General features: G+C 38.4%; 20 protein-coding genes. 9 read left to right on the top strand and 11 right to left on the bottom strand.

Going from position 1 to position 17,649, the window contains the following annotated elements:
- Positions 1-1,395 precede the first annotated feature (1,395 nt).
- Positions 1,396-2,100, top strand: coding sequence for a DUF5694 domain-containing protein (locus tag MHB51_RS10695; protein WP_342558131.1), 705 nt, complete (start codon positions 1,396-1,398; stop codon positions 2,098-2,100).
- A gap of 334 nt (positions 2,101-2,434) precedes the next feature.
- Here MHB51_RS10695 and MHB51_RS10700 read toward each other — a convergent pair whose 3' ends face one another.
- Positions 2,435-2,722 (bottom strand): DUF6509 family protein, encoded by a 288-nt coding sequence (locus tag MHB51_RS10700; protein WP_342558132.1) that lies wholly within the window; start codon positions 2,720-2,722, stop codon positions 2,435-2,437.
- 122 nt (positions 2,723-2,844) lie between these two features.
- On the opposite strand from MHB51_RS10700, the gene MHB51_RS10705 reads away from it, so the two are divergent.
- The 6 genes from MHB51_RS10705 to MHB51_RS10730 all read left to right on the top strand — a co-directional run bounded on the left by MHB51_RS10705 (position 2,845) and on the right by MHB51_RS10730 (position 8,585).
- Positions 2,845-4,020, top strand: coding sequence for a DHHA1 domain-containing protein (locus MHB51_RS10705; protein ID WP_342558133.1), 1,176 nt, complete (start codon positions 2,845-2,847; stop codon positions 4,018-4,020).
- On the top strand, positions 4,020-4,577 hold the full coding sequence (locus MHB51_RS10710; RefSeq protein ID WP_066170636.1) for a hypothetical protein: 558 nt from the start codon (positions 4,020-4,022) through the stop codon (positions 4,575-4,577). Before MHB51_RS10705 ends, MHB51_RS10710 begins: the two co-directional genes overlap by 1 nt.
- The gene (locus tag MHB51_RS10715; RefSeq protein ID WP_066170639.1) at positions 4,570-5,082 is read left to right on the top strand and encodes a TlpA disulfide reductase family protein; all 513 of its coding nucleotides are present in this window, start codon (positions 4,570-4,572) and stop codon (positions 5,080-5,082) included. Before MHB51_RS10710 ends, MHB51_RS10715 begins: the two co-directional genes overlap by 8 nt.
- 477 nt (positions 5,083-5,559) lie before the next feature.
- The gene (locus tag MHB51_RS10720; protein ID WP_066170641.1) at positions 5,560-5,880 is read left to right on the top strand and encodes a metal-sensitive transcriptional regulator; all 321 of its coding nucleotides are present in this window, start codon (positions 5,560-5,562) and stop codon (positions 5,878-5,880) included.
- A gap of 14 nt (positions 5,881-5,894) precedes the next feature.
- Positions 5,895-6,101, top strand: coding sequence for a copper chaperone CopZ (copZ, locus tag MHB51_RS10725; RefSeq protein WP_066170643.1), 207 nt, complete (start codon positions 5,895-5,897; stop codon positions 6,099-6,101).
- A 78-nt stretch (positions 6,102-6,179) separates the two neighbouring features.
- On the top strand, positions 6,180-8,585 hold the full coding sequence (locus MHB51_RS10730) for a heavy metal translocating P-type ATPase (RefSeq protein ID WP_342558134.1): 2,406 nt from the start codon (positions 6,180-6,182) through the stop codon (positions 8,583-8,585).
- A gap of 306 nt (positions 8,586-8,891) precedes the next feature.
- Here the strand turns inward: MHB51_RS10730 and nhaC are convergent, their stop codons facing one another.
- A complete protein-coding gene (nhaC, locus tag MHB51_RS10735) occupies positions 8,892-10,322 on the bottom strand; it encodes a Na+/H+ antiporter NhaC (protein WP_342558135.1) in 1,431 nt (476 codons plus the stop codon).
- A 728-nt stretch (positions 10,323-11,050) separates the two neighbouring features.
- Between nhaC and MHB51_RS10740 the strand changes: the two genes are divergently transcribed.
- Both MHB51_RS10740 and MHB51_RS10745 read left to right on the top strand, forming a co-directional pair.
- Positions 11,051-11,530 carry a PCYCGC motif-containing (lipo)protein gene (locus tag MHB51_RS10740; protein WP_107941778.1) on the top strand — a complete coding sequence of 160 codons (480 nt, stop codon included), beginning with the start codon at positions 11,051-11,053 and terminating at the stop codon, positions 11,528-11,530.
- Positions 11,531-11,591: 61 nt separating this feature from the next.
- A complete protein-coding gene (locus MHB51_RS10745) occupies positions 11,592-11,792 on the top strand; it encodes a hypothetical protein (protein ID WP_342558136.1) in 201 nt (66 codons plus the stop codon).
- A gap of 184 nt (positions 11,793-11,976) precedes the next feature.
- Here MHB51_RS10745 and MHB51_RS10750 read toward each other — a convergent pair whose 3' ends face one another.
- The 9 genes from MHB51_RS10750 to MHB51_RS10790 form a co-directional block, all read right to left on the bottom strand.
- On the bottom strand, positions 11,977-12,903 hold the full coding sequence (locus tag MHB51_RS10750) for a dipeptidase (RefSeq protein WP_342558137.1): 927 nt from the start codon (positions 12,901-12,903) through the stop codon (positions 11,977-11,979).
- Between the two features lie 64 nt (positions 12,904-12,967).
- Positions 12,968-13,741 carry a sulfite exporter TauE/SafE family protein gene (locus MHB51_RS10755; RefSeq protein ID WP_342558138.1) on the bottom strand — a complete coding sequence of 258 codons (774 nt, stop codon included), beginning with the start codon at positions 13,739-13,741 and terminating at the stop codon, positions 12,968-12,970.
- 24 nt (positions 13,742-13,765) lie between these two features.
- Positions 13,766-13,993 (bottom strand): sulfurtransferase TusA family protein, encoded by a 228-nt coding sequence (locus MHB51_RS10760; protein WP_066170660.1) that lies wholly within the window; start codon positions 13,991-13,993, stop codon positions 13,766-13,768.
- A gap of 171 nt (positions 13,994-14,164) precedes the next feature.
- Positions 14,165-15,292, bottom strand: a complete 1,128-nt coding sequence (locus MHB51_RS10765) for an MBL fold metallo-hydrolase (RefSeq protein ID WP_066170663.1) — start codon at positions 15,290-15,292, stop codon at positions 14,165-14,167.
- A 64-nt stretch (positions 15,293-15,356) separates the two neighbouring features.
- Positions 15,357-15,914, bottom strand: a complete 558-nt coding sequence (locus MHB51_RS10770; protein WP_342558139.1) for a sulfurtransferase TusA family protein — start codon at positions 15,912-15,914, stop codon at positions 15,357-15,359.
- Positions 15,915-15,919: 5 nt separating this feature from the next.
- The gene (locus MHB51_RS10775; protein WP_066170780.1) at positions 15,920-16,222 is read right to left on the bottom strand and encodes a rhodanese-like domain-containing protein; all 303 of its coding nucleotides are present in this window, start codon (positions 16,220-16,222) and stop codon (positions 15,920-15,922) included.
- Positions 16,223-16,227: 5 nt separating this feature from the next.
- Positions 16,228-16,575 carry a rhodanese-like domain-containing protein gene (locus MHB51_RS10780; protein WP_107941769.1) on the bottom strand — a complete coding sequence of 116 codons (348 nt, stop codon included), beginning with the start codon at positions 16,573-16,575 and terminating at the stop codon, positions 16,228-16,230.
- A gap of 11 nt (positions 16,576-16,586) precedes the next feature.
- On the bottom strand, positions 16,587-17,063 hold the full coding sequence (locus MHB51_RS10785) for a DsrE/DsrF/DrsH-like family protein (protein ID WP_066170673.1): 477 nt from the start codon (positions 17,061-17,063) through the stop codon (positions 16,587-16,589).
- A 243-nt stretch (positions 17,064-17,306) separates the two neighbouring features.
- Positions 17,307-17,567, bottom strand: a complete 261-nt coding sequence (locus MHB51_RS10790) for a metal-sensitive transcriptional regulator (protein WP_066170676.1) — start codon at positions 17,565-17,567, stop codon at positions 17,307-17,309.
- Positions 17,568-17,649: the final 82 nt, after the last annotated feature.

The following is a 17,649-nucleotide window of genomic DNA, read 5'->3' on the forward strand; positions in this document are numbered from 1 at the left end:
AAAAAGGATTGACAACTATGTTCATTCCATGAAAAATACCGGAAAGTTAGTTAGTCATCCAATCAAATGAGGAAAAAGAAAAGACTATTATATTACAATTGTGAAGCAAGAAATCTTACTTGTTTTGTCCGTCTCGTGGTAAACAAATTAAAAAGTTTTATAATCATTATAAACGATATTTAAATGATTTAAGTGTTGAAACTTTTCATATATTGATTCACTTATATTTTCGAAATTTGTTTTGTAAAGAAAAGTTCTATCCGCAACGGATATTTACAGAGCATTTTCCTTGGACGAAACCATTTGCAAGACAAACAGAACGTTTATAACGAGTACTTCGTGAAATGGCCTTTTCTATGAGTTGTAAATAAGCTGAGCGTGTAACAAAATCATTTTTACCCTTTCTTAGTCATGTTACATTTTTACGTTTAATAAGCAATACAATCGTTTCAATACTAGTACTTACTGCAATTGGTATCGATGATTCTGCCTTTAGAAAAGGTCATCTCTGGGGCACATTAATTTGCGATTTAACTATCCTTCAGCCAATTTCAATACTTCTAGATTGAACAAATGAAGTTGGAGAAGAATAGTTATAATTGCAAAGAAAACAATCTATTGTACTCCCAATTGACGAATGCGAATGTCATGTTATTCTCTTAATCCGAAAAATGTAAAATAAGTTTACGAGTTACTGCATTAGCAAGAAAATATCTACTCAATCGAGGTACAATCTATAAGTATTTAGAACGAAAAACACCAGCTAGTAAAATATAAAAGTTAAAGCCTAATCACTGAAAACTAAAACCGTTTTACGAGACTATTCTGTTATATAATGAGCAGCATTATACAATTCAGCAAATATTTGAAGTGATTGTTCAAGAAGGTTATCATAGTAGCTTTTCAGCTGTTCAAAAATTTTTAGAGCCCCACCGAATGTAACAGGGAAAAATGACACAATTGTTGAAGTATTCGGTATCAAGAAAACAGATATTATCCTGCGTTACCGGGAACAGTGGATATTGTGTAAATATATAATATTTTCACAAGTCATATATTATCGGAATTTTCTAGCTGGATGAATAAATAATTAAGTAATAAAATTTCAACTCTATATAGTCATTGCGTTGGTATCTGTAAAGGTTTTAGCGCCTTCAAACATGTTTCAACTTCAACTTATTCAAAGGATTTACTAAAAGGACAATTAAATTGATTAAAATGGATATTATGCACGATACAGAATTTACAAAAAATCACTTTTCTCTAGAATGGATATTTATATATTATCCATATATGCTGATAGATTTTATCTTCAGAAATACGTAAGAGCTAATTTGGGGTGGAAATTATATATACTGGAACAATATCAAAAAACAGGTAAAGGGAGAATATACAATGAATTTAAAAAAAGCAAAAATTCTTGTTCTAGGATCTTTTCATATGTCTGAACATAAAGGTTTACATTCTGAAAGAAGGCAAACTGAAATAGAAAAATTAGTATCTCAACTAGCAAGTTTTAACCCAACAAAGATTGCAGTTGAAATGGTACCAGAGGAGAGTGATTATTGTAATGAGAAATATAAACAATATAAATTAGGTGCATATAAACTAGAGATGAATGAAATATATCAAGTAGGATTTCGCTTAGGATTAAAGTTGGGGCATGAAAGAATTTTTCCAACTGATTGGATGGGTGAAGCAGATATGGAGTATAGAGAAGTTGAAAGTTGGGCAAAAGAAAATCAATCAAGACTTTTAAATAAAATATATGAGGAACTACCATTTTCTGAATTATCCGAAAATAAAAGTGTAATAGATTATTATAAGGAATTAAATACTCCTACTTCCCTCAAAAAAATGCATAAAATGTATGTAAATATAGCACGTATTGGTGGTATTAATAATTATATCGGTATAGAATGGCTAAGTTGGTGGTATAAAAGAAATTTAATTATGTTTTCCAATTTAGTCCATCTAATTGATACAGAAGAGGAACGTATTTTATTTATAGTAGGTAGTTCACATGCAAGTATAGTTACCAAATTTCTTGAAGAGAGTGAGATTTGTGAAATCATCCCACCACTAAGTTATATATCCTAAAAAGGGTATTTTTCTTTAGACAGTTCTTCATTAAAAGGTATCGTTTTTTAGATTAACAGTAGAATTTGACCAATTTTTATAAAAAGCTGTACACTGGTGTCGCATTAAAATAATCTAACATGCTTTATTAAATTTAATTTTTGGAAATATTATCTAATTAGAAAACAAAAAGCGCCAAAAAGCCAGCAATTACGCGGCTCTTTGGGCGTCCTCTTTTATTTTAAAATATAAGGTTTTTGCATTAGTGTCTAGGCATTCGCCCCCCCAGTTGGTCGCAGTCTGGCAAGCATTTCTACAGCGCTTGTCGTAGCTTGTAAATGCGCTTTTCTTCCCCTCACTCTGTCACAAGCTGCTCCTTGCAAAACGCTAAAATCATCGCTTCCTCATCATCCTCTAACGCGAAATCTAAATATTCGTTTTCCGCCTTGTCGATAATGAAGTAATTTAAAATACGCACTTCCTCTTCATGATGGCCAATTAATACACGCACTTCAATGCCTGCTTCAGAATAGAGCTCGTCTTCTTCATCGATTTCTACATCTAATAAAAATTCATAGCGCTTGCCTTCAATAATATTTGTTGGGTCTTTAATTTCTTCAACCGAAAATTGTGTAATATTCAATTTGCTCGCTCCCTTTGCGAAATATATGTCGTCTTATTAATGATAGCGTAAATTTACTATGCGTCAACTAGATGACAGCGCGTAAGTCATATGACAAAATAGAAGGCAAAGGAGATGAAAAAATGAAGGATTTACTATACTATGTCGATTCGACAATACAGCAATTTTCAGCAAAAATTTTACATATTGGCAATGATGGACGAGACTATGTCGTACTTTCAAATACAGCCTTTTACCCAACAGGTGGTGGGCAGCCACACGATACAGGTTGGCTGAATGATGTAGAGGTGATAGATGTCGAAAAAATAGAGGGAGAAATTCGTCACTATGTGAATGGACAGCTAGCTTTAGGTGAGATAACAGGCCAGCTTAATTGGCAGCGCCGCTTTGACCATATGCAACAGCATACAGGCCAGCATATTTTAACAGCCGCCTTTGTCGAATTATTCAACTATGCGACAACAAGTTTCCATTTAGGAACAGGCTTCGTTTCCATAGATATTGATACGGAAGAAATATCTGAGGAACAGCTCCAACAAGCTGAGGCACGTGCGAATAAAATTATTTTAGAAAATCGTTCAATTGAAACAAAATGGGTAACGAAGGATGAGCTAACTGAGTATAACTTACGAAAAGATGTAGCAGTTGATGAGGACATTCGCCTCGTTATTATCCCAAACTACGATTATAACGGCTGTGGTGGTACACATCCTACATCTACTGGGCAAGTTAGCCAATTAAAGATTATGGCGACAGAAAAAATGAAAAAGCAAATTCGCGTTCATTTTGTTTGTGGAGAACGTGTGTTACAAGAGCTAGCAATGCGGAAGATTGTTCTGACAGATGTAGCTAGACAGCTAAGTGTACCCGAGGAGCAAGCAGCAACAGCATTGAAAAAAGTAATGGATAGCGCGAAAGCTACGGATAAAAGCTTAGCTGAGGCACAAGAAGCCTTATTACAATATGAAGCTAAGGAGTTATTAGCGGGAGCACAGCAGCATATCGTAGCAATGCATTTTGAAAATCGCTCTATCCAAGCATTGCAAAAGCTAGCACGCTTTATTACACAACTTGATGTGGAAGCCATTGCTCTACTCGCCGCAAACAATGAAGACAAGCTACAATTCGTAGCGGCACGCGGGCAAAATGTCACGCTCAGCATGAAAAATGTGGCGGCAACTGCTTTAGCCATTATTAATGGCAAAGGCGGCGGTAGCGATGCGCTGGTACAAGGCGGAGGAGAACAAACAATTTCTGCCTCTGAGCTATTAAAACATATGGAAAATGCATTAAAATAATGACCTATTTCCAACTATTCGGTATTTCTATTCCAGCGCTATGGATAGCCTTTTTAGCAGCAGCTTTTTTACTTTCCCTAAAGCTAGATGGTTGGTTCAGCAATGCGATTGTTATTTACGTGATTATTTGGAAATTAAGCTATATTCTATTCTACTGGGAAAGCATACTCGGATTGCTTTATTTTAACGGTGGAATTAAAGGGCACTGGCTCGGGCTATTTGTTGCAACAATCTACATTATTTTATTAGCACCTAAAAAATACCCTTCCATCAAAAGACAAGCCTTCAGTGCTGCACTGCTCTATATTTACGCTTTCGAAGCAATTTTTAATTTATTACAGAGCAACTTTTTATTCGCGCTAATCCAAGCTGGAATCGGTGCTTTAATTTTATCATTAAGCAACAAGCTGAATAAGCAATGGATTTTACTATTTTTCATGATTGAACTACTAACTTTATCGCTACAGCATACGCTAACATTAACGAAACTTTTAACATTTAGCGTGTTCATTTTTATCTCAATTCTTTTTACAATAAAGGAGAGAACAAATGGTTAAAAAAATTATATCAATCGCCATTATTGCCATCGCTATTATCATTGTCGTGTTCAATGTGGCGAACACCATGGGCAAAAAGGACAAACGTGAAAACGCTGAGCAAGCTGCTGATTTCTCGTTAGAAACAATCGATGGCTCAACTATTTCATTATCGGATTATAAAGGACAAAAGGTTATTTTAAATTTCTGGGCGACATGGTGTCCTCCATGTAAAGCAGAGATGCCACATTTGCAAAATTTCCATGAAAATAATGAGGATGGCGATGTTACGGTACTGGCTGTCAATTTAACAGCATCTGATTCCGTCAGTAACGCCGAAAGCTTTGTAGATGGCTACGGGTTGACATTCCCTGTTTTACTTGATATTGATGGTGAGGTAGGTCAGCTTTATGAAGTAATCACAATCCCGACAACCTTTTTCATTGATGAAGATGGCAATATTATTGAAAAGTTTATTGGCGCTTTAGACGAGGAATCAATGGAAAATATTATTGATTCTTATTAGAATAATACAAGGAAGTGTCTGGAAGGTAGCAATATACGCAACTTTTCAGACAACCTTTTTATTTAAAGTGCTGTTATATATTTTTTAAATGAACAAACTAAATTATATTTACAGGCGTGTTGATTATGTAAATAATGTATATTAATTAACGTATTTTATAGGGGAAATGCTTTTTTAATAGGCATACACTCGTTGATTGGAGTGGAGGGGGCGACTCCATCGGGATCAGTGCGAGCTGAAAATCCATTTATTTCGGCGAATGCCGAAATAAATTAGTTGAAGCCGCACCCCGAGGAAAGCGTCCCCCGCAACGGAAATCAACAAATTTCTAGGTTTTCTTTGTAAAATAAAGGCTAATCAACACACCTGTTATATTTACCCACTATTTCAAAATTAAATTTTGAGGTATTCACTTCCCCCATTGACATACCCTACACAGGTATGGTAAATTGAATTTAAAGATTGGAGGCGAGCGTAATGGAGCAGACTACTCATAATATGAATGAAAATACTGCTTGTCGACAAAGTCACCATCCTGAGTCTGTGAAAAAGGACTTGACGACACGTTTAAATCGTATTGAAGGTCAAATTCGCGGCATCAAAGGGATGATTGAAAAGGATGTATATTGTGATGATGTCATTACACAGCTATCAGCAACACAATCTGCACTCAACAGCGTCGCAAAAATTTTACTTGAAGGTCATTTAAAAGGCTGTGTTGTTGATCGCCTATCACAAGGTGATGATGCAATCATTGATGAATTAGTTGTAACAATCCATAAATTAATGAAAAAATAAGGAGTGAATTTATTATGCAAAATGTAACGTTAAATGTTAAAGGAATGTCATGTGGTCATTGCGTTAAAGCGGTTGAAGGAAGCGTTGGAGAACTTGCAGGTGTTGAGCAAGTAACTGTGAATTTAGAGGCAGCAACAGTTGCTGTATCTTTTAATGAATCGCAGGTTTCAGTTGAAAAAATCAAGGAAACAATTGACGATCAAGGCTACGACGTCGAATAACATTATGCAGAGTGCTTATAAAAGCACTCTCTTCTTTACAGAAATATATACCCCTATACAGTATGTGAGGTGAGCAGAATGGCAACTACAAAAGAAACAACATTACAAATTACAGGGATGACCTGTGCAGCCTGTGCGACACGCATCGAAAAAGGCTTAAACAAGATGGACGGTGTAGAACAAGCAACTGTCAATCTAGCACTTGAAAAATCGGCAATCAAATATGATGCGGATAAAATTAACACAACCGATTTAGAGAAGAAAATTGAATCACTTGGCTATGGTACAGTGAAAGAGAAGGCTGAATTAGACATTACGGGTATGACTTGTGCAGCCTGTGCAACACGTATCGAAAAGGGCTTGAATAAATTATCAGGTGTCTCAGTTGCCAACGTCAATTTAGCGTTGGAAAAGGCAACAATTGAGTTTAATCCGTCTGAAATTGCGGTAGCTGACATAATCGAACGTGTCGAAAAGCTCGGATACGGTGCAGTACAGCCTGTTGCGAAAGCAGGAATAGACCATCGACAGCAAGCGATAAAAAAACAAACACGTAAATTTATTGCAGCAGCGATTTTTGCACTACCATTACTTTGGACGATGGTTGGGCACTTCTCATTTACCTCTTTCTTATATGTACCTGACCTTTTAATGAATCCATGGGTACAGATGGCGCTAGCTACACCTGTGCAATTTATTATTGGCGGACAATTTTATGTGAGTGCTTATAAAGCGCTACGCAATGGCAGTGCCAATATGGATGTGCTTGTAGCGATGGGGACATCTGCTGCTTATTTTTACAGTGTTTATCAAGCGATTTTATACGGCAATTCTCACCATGCACATCTTTACTTTGAGACAAGTGCCGTCCTCATTACCTTAATTTTGCTTGGCAAATTATTTGAGGCTAAAGCAAAGGGTCGTTCATCTGAGGCGATTAAAAAGTTAATGGGACTTCAGGCAAAAACAGCACTTGTCGTACGCGATGGTGTTGAAATGGAAATTCCATTAGAAGAAGTATTATTCGGTGATATTATTTTAGTAAAACCCGGTGAAAAAATTCCTGTCGATGGCGAGGTTATTGAGGGTAGCACAGCGGTAGACGAATCGATGCTGACAGGTGAAAGCTTGCCTGTTGATAAAAAAGTTGGCGATTTATTATTCGGTGCGACAGTGAATAACAATGGCTTTATTCGCATGAAGGCAACAAAAGTTGGACGTGACACAGCACTCGCTCAAATTATTAAAGTTGTCGAGGATGCACAAGGCTCTAAAGCGCCCATTCAGCGACTTGCTGATAAAATTTCAGGTATTTTTGTACCGATTGTTGTCGCAATTGCTGCGCTAGCATTTATCGCTTGGATTGTTTGGGTGAAGCCTGGTGAATTCACACCTGCACTTGAAGTTTTCATTACTATTCTTGTTATCGCATGCCCTTGTGCACTTGGCCTGGCAACACCTACGTCCATTATGGCAGGCTCTGGACGCGCTGCTGAATTCGGCATTTTATTTAAAGGTGGCGAGCATTTAGAACAAACGGGACATATCGACACAGTCGTCGTCGATAAAACAAGAACTGTGACATATGGTAAACCGGTATTGACAGACATCTTACTAACTGATGATGCAGAAGAAACAGCTGTATTATCCCTAGTCGGTGCAGCCGAAAAGCAGTCGGAGCATCCATTAGCACAAGCGATTGTTCAAGGTATCGAGGAGCGCAATATCACATTAGGCGATGTGCAATATTTTGAGGCAATTCCAGGCTACGGTGTGCAGGCGACTGTTTCAGGGCAAGCGGTGATTGTTGGTACACGTAAATTAATGGCACAATACGATATTCATATCGAGGATGTTTTACCATCAATGGAAGCTTTAGAGGAAAACGGCAAAACAGCTATGCTTGTTGCTATTAATGGGCAATATGCTGGGATGGTAGCAGTTGCGGATACGGTGAAGGAAACTTCAAAGGCTGCCGTAGAGCGTCTCCATGCAATGGGGATTAAAGTAATTATGATGACAGGCGACAATGAACGCACAGCACATGCAATTGGTGCTGAAGTAGGTGTCGACCAAATTATTGCGGAGGTACTTCCTGAAGGCAAAGCTGAAGAAGTGAAGAAGCTTCAGGCAACCGGCAAAAAGGTGGCTATGGTCGGTGACGGAATTAATGATGCACCTGCTCTCGTTACTGCGGATATCGGGATGGCGATAGGTACAGGAACCGACATTGCAATGGAGGCGGCAGATATTACATTAATTCGCGGAGATTTAAACGGCATTGCTGACGCTATTTTAATGAGCCGCAAAACGATGCGCAATATTAAACAAAACCTATTTTGGGCTTTTGCCTACAACACATTAGGCATTCCAATCGCAGCAATTGGCTTACTGGCTCCTTGGGTTGCAGGCGCTGCGATGGCGTTTAGCTCTGTGTCAGTTGTTCTTAACGCCCTACGATTACAACGTGTAAAACTTCATTAAAATCCCTCAATTATTTGAGTGAGTTTTGCTTTATTTGCGACCTCCCTAAATGATTTCGTAAAAATAAAAACCAATAGTGCGTCCCTAAAGCAGTGCATTGCCTGCTTTAGGGACGCTTTTAGTGATATTCCTTCAAAGATATCACTAAATAAATAGAGAGAACTTCCTTTAAAAATATAATAAACATTAGGTTTATCCGCTTACTTTTGCATTTAAAATAAGCGTAAAGCTAATTTTTCACTGCACTGAGGTGAGTGAAACAGCACATCGGCTTAATTTTTAAGAGATTCCCCATATTTTTTAATATTATACTGCCGCTTCCTGCTCTTGCTGCTTTCTACGTTGCTCAGCAGCAGCCATTTCTTCCGGTGTTAACTTCACAATAGCAAAGCCTACATATGCATAAATAATAGAAATAATTGGTACTACAAAGTTTAAAATCGCATACGGTGCATATTCCATCGCCCCTACACCTAAAGTGGCTAAAATAAATACACCGCAAGTATTCCAAGGGACAAAAACAGATGTTAATGTTCCACCATCCTCTAAAGCTCGTGACAAGTTTTTAGAATGCAAGCCGCGCTTCTCGTAAACTTCTGCAAACATACGGGAAGGTACGACAATTGAAATATATTGCTCCGAGCATGTTGCGTTTGTCGTAAAACAAGCAGCAATCGTTGAAGCAACAAGACTTCCAGTTGACTTTGCAAACTTAACAATCACATTCATTAAAGCTCGTAACATGCCAGAGTACTCTAAAATACCTCCGAATGTCATCGCCACAATTGTCATTGAAACCGTTCCCATCATTGAATCTAAGCCACCACGATTAAAAAGCTCATCCACCATTTCATTGCCAGTCGCAATAGCAAAACCTTCCTGCAATGCCGTAACTGCCTCAGTTGCTGTTCCACCTTGCACAAAGATTTGCAATAGGAACCCTGATACAATACCCGCTACCAATGCTGGTATTGCTGGAACTTTTAGACCAACAAGTACGATAACACCCACTGGGACAAGAAGTAACCATGGAGAAATCACAAAACTCTGCTCCATTACTTTAAGCGTTGTCAAAATTTCGTCTGACTTCATTGAAATATCTGCAAAGCGACGTCCCATAATACCAAATACGGCAAATGCAATAACTAGCGCTGGTATCGTTGTATAAAGCATATGTTTAATATGATCAAATAAATCTGTACCAGTTAAACCTGCTGCTAAATTTGTTGTATCTGACAATGGCGACATTTTGTCACCAAAATAAGCCCCAGAAATAACAGCTCCCGCAATCATTGCTGCTGGAATGCCCATACTTAGGCCAATTCCCATGCCAGCAACTCCAATTGTCGCCATCGTTGACCAAGAGCTCCCAATCGCTAATGAAACAATTGCGCATAATAGCAAAATTGTTACTAAAAACCATGCTGGAGAAATAAGCTTTAAACCATAATAAATCATTGTTGCAACTACACCGCTACCAATCCATGCGCCAATAACTAATCCTACTAATATAATAATAACGATAGCTGGTAAAGCTAGTCGTATCCCCTTATACATCATTTCCTCAATCTCGCCCCATTTGAAACCATGCAATTTAGCAACAATTGCTGCTACTGCTGTCCCAATAATTAATGGCACATGAGGACTTTGCTCAAGCTTTACTACGGTAATAATCATTGCTGTAATCATAATCGCAAAAGTAAGCAATGCCCATTTTGCACTTATTTCCTTCTTCATTAAACTAACCCCTTTACATTTATGCTATTTCTCAGTTGTCTGATGTACTTACCTTCAAACTTCTTTTCATCCCCTACTTGAAGTTTATAAGCTTATCAATTACGCCTCGGCGTAACTGCGTTCAGATTCTTCAAACTGTTTGGTGGAAGTTAACCTCAAACCGTCACATCCTGTGACAACGGTTAACTGACCTGCATCGCGCAGGTGTCCCTTCAAAATCTGTGACATCCGCTGGAACCGAGACCAACACAGTATTAGTCACTCTGACTAATACTTATATTCATCTCACCGCGGTGGGAAACTTCTACTGAAAGAAGTTAAATAAGAGATAAAAAGAAGTTTGTTCTCACATTTTCTCAGCTTAATGTTTTAAAAAACAAAAATCAACGCAAAATTTTCTTACCACTCTAAGAAATTCATCTTATTCGAGCAGAAAAAAAGCGCTTTCAAGCAGTTTTTAGCGAAATTCATAAAGTGAAGCTTCAATCAGTGAAGGTTTTCCCCATCTCCCAATTATCCTTAAGCCAATTTCACTCAAATCTTGAATTCGGTGTCTTACTGCCCGTTAATGCGCGATAAATCGAAGGAAAATTATTATAATGCATGATTGTAAATAATAGTTTATTAATGAAAATTTACTTATTGTCATGAATTGTTCAATCTTGTACCATACCCCCCTATGCTATAATTTAATTAAAGCTACCCATTTTAAAGGAGAGTTAAAGCAAATGAAAAAAATACTATTTAGCTTATTAACGATTGTTTTTTTGTTAGCTGCATGTGGGGCAAAGGAAGAGGTACATGATGAAAATGATGGTCATCTGCACATTAATGGAGATATTCAAGAGGAAACAGCAAGCGCTGATATACTTCCCTCTTTCCTAGATGCGCAACCAGAAAATGTTCGCCTTACTTATCAAATTGCGGGACAGGCTACAGACATTTTAGAGTGGATGCCTTGTTATTGTGGATGTGGGGCATCGGTAGGGCATCGTAACAACTTAAATTGCTTTATTCAAGAGGTGAAGGACGGTGGGGCTATCGTTTGGGATGACCATGGAACTCGTTGCCTCGTATGTTTAGAAATTGCTTTACAATCTGCGAAGATGTATAAGGAAGGTATGAATTTACAAGAAATCCGCCAAACAATTGATGAAATGTATAAGGAAGGCTACGAAAAGCCAACAAATACACCATTTCCTGCATAATGTTCTAATTCATCAAACGACTGTCACTCGCAATGTTCATATTCTAAAGACTAGCGGCTTTGTGAATGTAACAAAGGATAAAAACGATTCAAGACCTTTATCTGTCTCCATAACAGATAAAGGTCTTGCCAGATTAGAGGAGGCATCGCCTATTTGGTCACAAATGCAAGAGAAAATTGAAAATTGGATGGGGAAGGAGAAGTACGATAATTTACTGGAAATGCACAATACTTTACAAAAATCTATTGGAAATGAGCGCTAAAATAGCCTGAAACGATGCTGGCTTAAAAGTCGAATCACTCTTCATGGCAAGGAAAATTAACTTTACACCTATTTTAAATGCAAAAGAAGGCTAATAAACCCTGTGTTCATCCCATTTTCAAAAGAGGCGTTCTCTGTTTATAGGAATCAACATTTTGCGAAACATCATCGCTACTGTCACTCTACTATTTTGGTAAATGATTTAAAAAGTTTTGATAGGTAAAGCCGCGCACTTCATCCTCTGAGTAATATTTCATCAGCTCATTTACTAAATTGAAATGCTGGCTAGCATTAGCTAAATGCTTTACCTTTTCATTAATGCCATCAAAATCTGAGCCAAAGCCAATCAGATTTTTGCCACCAAGCGCACAAATATGGTCGATATGCTTGATTAAATCCGCTATCGTCGCCTCCCTTTTTTCTACAATAAACATCGGGCAATAAACGATATGGATTGGTGCTTTTTTCGCTACCATCGCTTTAATTTGCTCATCGTTTAAGTTTCTGCGATGCGAACATAACGCCTTCGCATTTGAATGCGAGGCAATAACATAGTCCGCCAGCTCTAAAACATCCCAAAAGCTTTGCTCACTTAAATGGGAGACATCTGTAAACACCTTATGTGCATTATTTAACTGAATAATTTCTTGGCCAAATGCTGTTACGCCTCGCCCTAAATCCTCCTCAACACCGTCCGCAGCCTCATTCGCGTTATTCCACGTTAGACCGATACTTAATACACCAAACTCCCTAAATAAATGCCACATTTTTATGTCGCCCTCTAAAAAATCGACACCTTCAATTGTCAGCACTGCCCCTATTTCATCATCCTGTAAACGCTCAATATCAGACCAATTTTTAATATGTACGACTTTATTTTCTGGTCGCACTACATGCGTTTTAAAATAATACAACTGACGTAGCGCAGATTTTATTTTTTCTGCTTTTGGTATAGTTGGTTGGATAAAGATGGCGAATGCCTGTACTTTGACATTTCCTTGACGCAAGTTTTGCAAGTTCACGTCTAGTTGTGTGGCATTTACAAAATCGACTTCCTGCTTCTCGTATTTATACAGTACATCACAATGTAAATCAATAATTGGCACTTTCATTAAATGGCCCCCTTCCATATACATATTATGACGTACATGAAAGAGGATTGCCATTTCATCGTCTTTACATATCTACCCAAATCTTAACTGCTGTAGCCAATATAAGAAAAGCCAAAATCATTTGTAATACTTTTGTATTGAGCGCCTTGCCCACCTTTGCACCAAGAGGAGCAGCAATGATGCTTGCGATAATCATAATGACTGCTGCGGCATAGTCAACTTGCCCCGTCATTAGCTTGCCGATACTGCCTCCAATGGATGAAATAAATGTAATGGCTAGACTTGTGGCAATCGTCATACGTGTTGGAATTTTTAATACGACCAATAAAATTGGTACTAGTAAAAAACCCCCTGCCGCCCCGACAATCCCAGACCCTATACCAACGATGAATGCCAAAATTGCTGCGAGCGGCTTATTAAATACTACCTGCTCTAACGGCTTATCATCGAGCTGTTTTTTGGGAACAAACATCATAGCTGCAGCAATTGTAGCTAATATGCCATAAACAATATTGACACTCGTCTCAGATAAATTAGAGGAACCAAAGCTACCTACAAAGCTACCTACTAAAATAGCACTTCCCATTGTTAAAATAAGCGCTTTATTTAAGTATCCTCCTTTGCGATAAGCCCAGACCCCTGCAATGGAGGCGAAAAACACTTGCACAGCGCTAATGCCTGATACTTCATGCGCTGTAAATGCTGCCAAGCCAAATAACGGCGGGATATACAACAGCATCGGATATTTAATAATAGAGCCTCCAACACCGAGCATACCCGAAATAAATGAACCTACAAAGCCAATTGCAAACAGCACAATAATAAATGTTACACCCATCCCACATCCTTCTTTCTATGCTAGCTATGCTTTTTTAATACGAAAAACAAACACGCCAGCCTCTTCTGTTTGCTCGGTAATTTCGTGACCTCCTGCGCTTGCCCATGCAGGAATATCAGCCAACGAACCTTTATCCGTTACATGCACCTCCAAAATTTCGCCTGACTCAAGTGAATCAATCGCTTTTTTTGTACGTACAATCGGCATTGGACATGCTAGGCCCTTTGCATCTAAAATTGTTGTATTTTTCATCAAAAAAACCTCTCTTCTTTTTACAATACTCATTTAATTTTTACTTCTTCACAATAACTTAGAGAAATGCAGCTAAACTAAATATGAATAGCTATACCCTTGTTGAAACATTATTGAAACGTCTACAAAGCAGATAAAACAATGCTTTTGGACACCTCTATCTTCCTTTTATTATCTAACCGCGCAACGGTTCGGTCCGATTTCCATTTCCGTTTGCTCATCATAGCTAGGCTTTAGTTTACCCATATTCACTTGTCGTATTTGCTGATAAGCATTCGGCTGTGGTGGCAAATTATCCGTTACCGTCCTGCGGAATTCTTCTTCATTTTCGATATTTAAACCGTGATTTTCTGCAAATAAATCACCTAAACGTTTCGCTACCTGCCCATCTGCATTTAACTCCTCTACTATCATGAAATGTGCAGGTAGTACAATTAAATCATCAATTAACTCACGGTAACGCTCATAAAGCGTCTGACGTAAATCACCTACCCAATCCTCCGCAAGTCCTGCTAAATCTGGACGACCAATTGAATCAATAAATAAAATATCACCTGTTAACAAATAGCGATCATCAATAATAAATGATGTGGAACCAATCGTATGCCCCGGTGAATACAGAGCCTCTATCGTCACATTCGCTGAGCCAATTTGCACCTTTAGCCCATCTGTAAGGTCCTCACAATCAAACACAATCTCCTCTGCATCCTTCGGTGGCAAATAATACGCAGCACCTGTTGCCGCCGCGATTTGTCGTCCACCAGAAATATGGTCGGCATGCAAATGTGTGTCAAATACATGGGTAATTTTCACATTCTTTTCTTTAGCAAAATCAAGAAACACATCTGTAAAACGCACCGCATCAATTACTGCTGCCTCGCCATCAGCGACAACCATATACGATAAACAGCCTTTGCCTAAACGCACGAATTGGTACAGCTCGCCGCCACCTGTTAAATCCCCTATTTTAATTGGTTCAAGATAAATGCTCCAAGATTTCATACCGCCCTCTAAATAAGCTGCTTCACGTCCTGCCTCATCTAACATTTTGGCAATCATAATAGAAGAGCCTTCCTTGGCACAAACAACTAACAACTCTCTATCTGAAGGGATTTGTGGCAATACTTCCTCTATGCCGTCTAGCAATTCAAAGTAAGGTATGTTTAAATAATTAAATTGCCTACCTTCAATTTTCCAATCCTCGAAAGCCTCTTTATTGCGTACATCTAAAATAAAAAGCTTATCATCATTAATTACTCTTCGTGCAACATCTGCTGCTGTCCACTTAATCACTACCATACGATTACCCCCTGAGGTATTATTTTTTCGATTTTTTTGGCAGGGCATCCCCCACCACTTAAATTTATATCGATTTTTCTAGCTCGCCCTGCCATTCCGTCATCCCCGGCAACACATTATAGACATTTTTGAACCCCGCATTTGCTAACTTTTGCGCTGCAAAATCACTGCGCTTTCCTGTTCGACAAATGACATAAATCGTCTGTTCCTTTGCTAGTTCATGTAAACGCGCATCTAGCTCCCCTAGAGGAATCGATTTTGCCCCAGCTATATGACCAAATATATACTCTACTTCCTCACGTACATCTAAAATGATTCCATCTGTTGATTGCTGCAATTGCTCATTTGTAACTGTTTGCTCAAATGGCTTTTCTATCACATCCTCATTAGAGCATTTTCGAATATAGTGATAGAGTACATCCCCCTGCTCTGTCGTTCCGATATATTGATGCTGAGCAGACTGCGCCCATGCTGCTAAATCCGCTGTAGAGCCACGATCTGTCGCCTGTACCTCTAATATTTGCCCATCTATTAAATCTGCCATCGCTTTTTTTGTACGTACAATTGGCATTGGACATGCCAAACCTTTTGCATCTAATTGGACATCTGCCTTAATCGTCATATTTTTTACCTCCTATTTAATATGCCTTGCCAAGCCTGCATTCCACCAGTCATATTCGTTGCATCATAGCCTCGCTCCTGTAAAAATGCTGTAGCAAGCCCGCTACGTCCGCCAGAGCGACATACGATAATATATGGTGTATTTTTATCGAGCTCTTGCAAACGAAATTCAAGCAACCCTAACGGAATATGCTTTATACCCGGAATATGTCCCTCTTGAACTTCATCAACCTCTCGCACATCTATTAATTGCAAGTTTTCACCTGCCGCTAATTGTTTCTCTACTTCCTCTGTCGAAATCTGCTTCATTTTTTTCATCCTTTCCATGCATTCATGCCACCCCGAATATTTGTAATATTATCGTAGCCTAGCTTTTTCATTTGTTTACATGCCTGTGCACTCCGCATACCACTTTGACAAATGACGAAAATATCTCCATCCCTCGGTAGCTTTGAAAAATCCGTACCAAGTGGCATATTTTTAAATTGCTGAATATGTCGCCCCTTATATTCTGAAGGTGTTCGCACATCGATAAATATTTTGCCACGGTCATTAATAATTGTCGCAAGCTCCTCAGTTGAAATCGCTTTTATCCCTTTGGCTGGCAACATGCGCCATGCTAAAAATGCAACAATAACTAAAAAAATGATAAAGGCTGTCATATGAACTCCTCCTAGATAAATAAATTGACATGCCCTTGCTCTGCATCAGCTAAGTAAGCAGCTACTCCTGCATAGTGCACACCATCTAAAAGCTCCTCTTTTTGAAGCCCTAATAAATCCATTGTCATTGTACAAGAGACAAGCTTAATATCCTGCTCCTGCGCCATTTCAATTAGCTGTGTTAATGTTAGTGCATTATGTTTTTTCATTACATGCTTAATCATTTTCGGTCCCATACCAAGCATTTGCATTTTCGATAAACCAAGCTTTTCTGCACCGCGTGGCATCATTCGCCCAAACATTTTTTCTAAAAAGCCTTTTTGCACCTCGATAGGCTGTTGCTTGCGCAACGCATTAATACCCCAGAACGTATGAAAAATCGTTACGTCATGGTCATAAGCAGCGGCACCATTTGCAATAATATACGCTGCCATCGCCTTATCATAATCTCCACTAAACAATACAATCGTTGTTCTTTTTCTTTCCATTGTACGCCTCCATATACCCATATAGGTATTATTTTGAGTAAAAAAAAGTTCAGTTTATTTTCCATCCGTTGCCAGCATGATGTCGGTTATCGTGCCACTTTTACTGAAGGATAACGCTACTAAAGTCAATGTTCATCACATTTTTAAATTAGACGTCCCTTTTATATAAGTCAACATTTTGTGTAACATCATCGATACTGTCCAAAAGCCCGGTATGCTCGGCTTTTTGGACAGCCCTAGCCATTAACGGCTTTTCACTAATAAACTAACTGCCTCCTGTATTGAAGCATTGACTTCTTCTGTATTATCACCAGCTTTTTGCACACATTCAACAAGGTTTTCACTAACAATTACACCAATTGCTCTATCTACACCAGAGCGTACCGCCGATAATTGTGTAATTACATCGCGACAATCTTGCCCTTCTTCCATCATGCGTAAAATACCGCGTAACTGTCCCTCCATTCGCTTGACGCGATTCATTACTTTTTGATCGTATATCATATTACAGCACCTCCTAACATTAACTTGTCGTCCATGTCCCTTATATTATACCCCATTGGGTATATTGTCAACCTGAAAAATT

Origin of the sequence: Metasolibacillus sp. FSL K6-0083 (genome assembly GCF_038630865.1) — a bacterium.
In the GTDB taxonomy this organism is placed as follows: domain Bacteria; phylum Bacillota; class Bacilli; order Bacillales_A; family Planococcaceae; genus Metasolibacillus; species Metasolibacillus fluoroglycofenilyticus.

Excerpts from the sequence above, each read along its gene's own strand:
- nhaC (WP_342558135.1), bottom strand. The coding sequence starts at position 10,322 with ATGAAGAAGGAAATAAGTGCAAAATGGGCATTGCTTACTTTTGCGATT.
- MHB51_RS10715 (WP_066170639.1), top strand. The coding sequence starts at position 4,570 with ATGGTTAAAAAAATTATATCAATCGCCATTATTGCCATCGCTATTATC.
- MHB51_RS10785 (WP_066170673.1), bottom strand. The coding sequence starts at position 17,063 with ATGGAAAGAAAAAGAACAACGATTGTATTGTTTAGTGGAGATTATGAT.
- MHB51_RS10775 (WP_066170780.1), bottom strand. The coding sequence starts at position 16,222 with ATGAAGCAGATTTCGACAGAGGAAGTAGAGAAACAATTAGCGGCAGGT.
- MHB51_RS10740 (WP_107941778.1), top strand. The coding sequence starts at position 11,051 with ATGAAAAAAATACTATTTAGCTTATTAACGATTGTTTTTTTGTTAGCT.
- MHB51_RS10780 (WP_107941769.1), bottom strand. The coding sequence starts at position 16,575 with ATGACAGCCTTTATCATTTTTTTAGTTATTGTTGCATTTTTAGCATGG.
- MHB51_RS10765 (WP_066170663.1), bottom strand. The coding sequence starts at position 15,292 with ATGGTAGTGATTAAGTGGACAGCAGCAGATGTTGCACGAAGAGTAATT.
- MHB51_RS10720 (WP_066170641.1), top strand. The coding sequence starts at position 5,560 with ATGGAGCAGACTACTCATAATATGAATGAAAATACTGCTTGTCGACAA.
- MHB51_RS10730 (WP_342558134.1), top strand. The coding sequence starts at position 6,180 with ATGGCAACTACAAAAGAAACAACATTACAAATTACAGGGATGACCTGT.
- MHB51_RS10710 (WP_066170636.1), top strand. The coding sequence starts at position 4,020 with ATGACCTATTTCCAACTATTCGGTATTTCTATTCCAGCGCTATGGATA.
- copZ (WP_066170643.1), top strand. The coding sequence starts at position 5,895 with ATGCAAAATGTAACGTTAAATGTTAAAGGAATGTCATGTGGTCATTGC.
- MHB51_RS10755 (WP_342558138.1), bottom strand. The coding sequence starts at position 13,741 with ATGGGTGTAACATTTATTATTGTGCTGTTTGCAATTGGCTTTGTAGGT.
- MHB51_RS10760 (WP_066170660.1), bottom strand. The coding sequence starts at position 13,993 with ATGAAAAATACAACAATTTTAGATGCAAAGGGCCTAGCATGTCCAATG.
- MHB51_RS10750 (WP_342558137.1), bottom strand. The coding sequence starts at position 12,903 with ATGAAAGTGCCAATTATTGATTTACATTGTGATGTACTGTATAAATAC.
- MHB51_RS10705 (WP_342558133.1), top strand. The coding sequence starts at position 2,845 with ATGAAGGATTTACTATACTATGTCGATTCGACAATACAGCAATTTTCA.
- MHB51_RS10770 (WP_342558139.1), bottom strand. The coding sequence starts at position 15,914 with ATGACGATTAAGGCAGATGTCCAATTAGATGCAAAAGGTTTGGCATGT.
- MHB51_RS10695 (WP_342558131.1), top strand. The coding sequence starts at position 1,396 with ATGAATTTAAAAAAAGCAAAAATTCTTGTTCTAGGATCTTTTCATATG.
- MHB51_RS10790 (WP_066170676.1), bottom strand. The coding sequence starts at position 17,567 with ATGATATACGATCAAAAAGTAATGAATCGCGTCAAGCGAATGGAGGGA.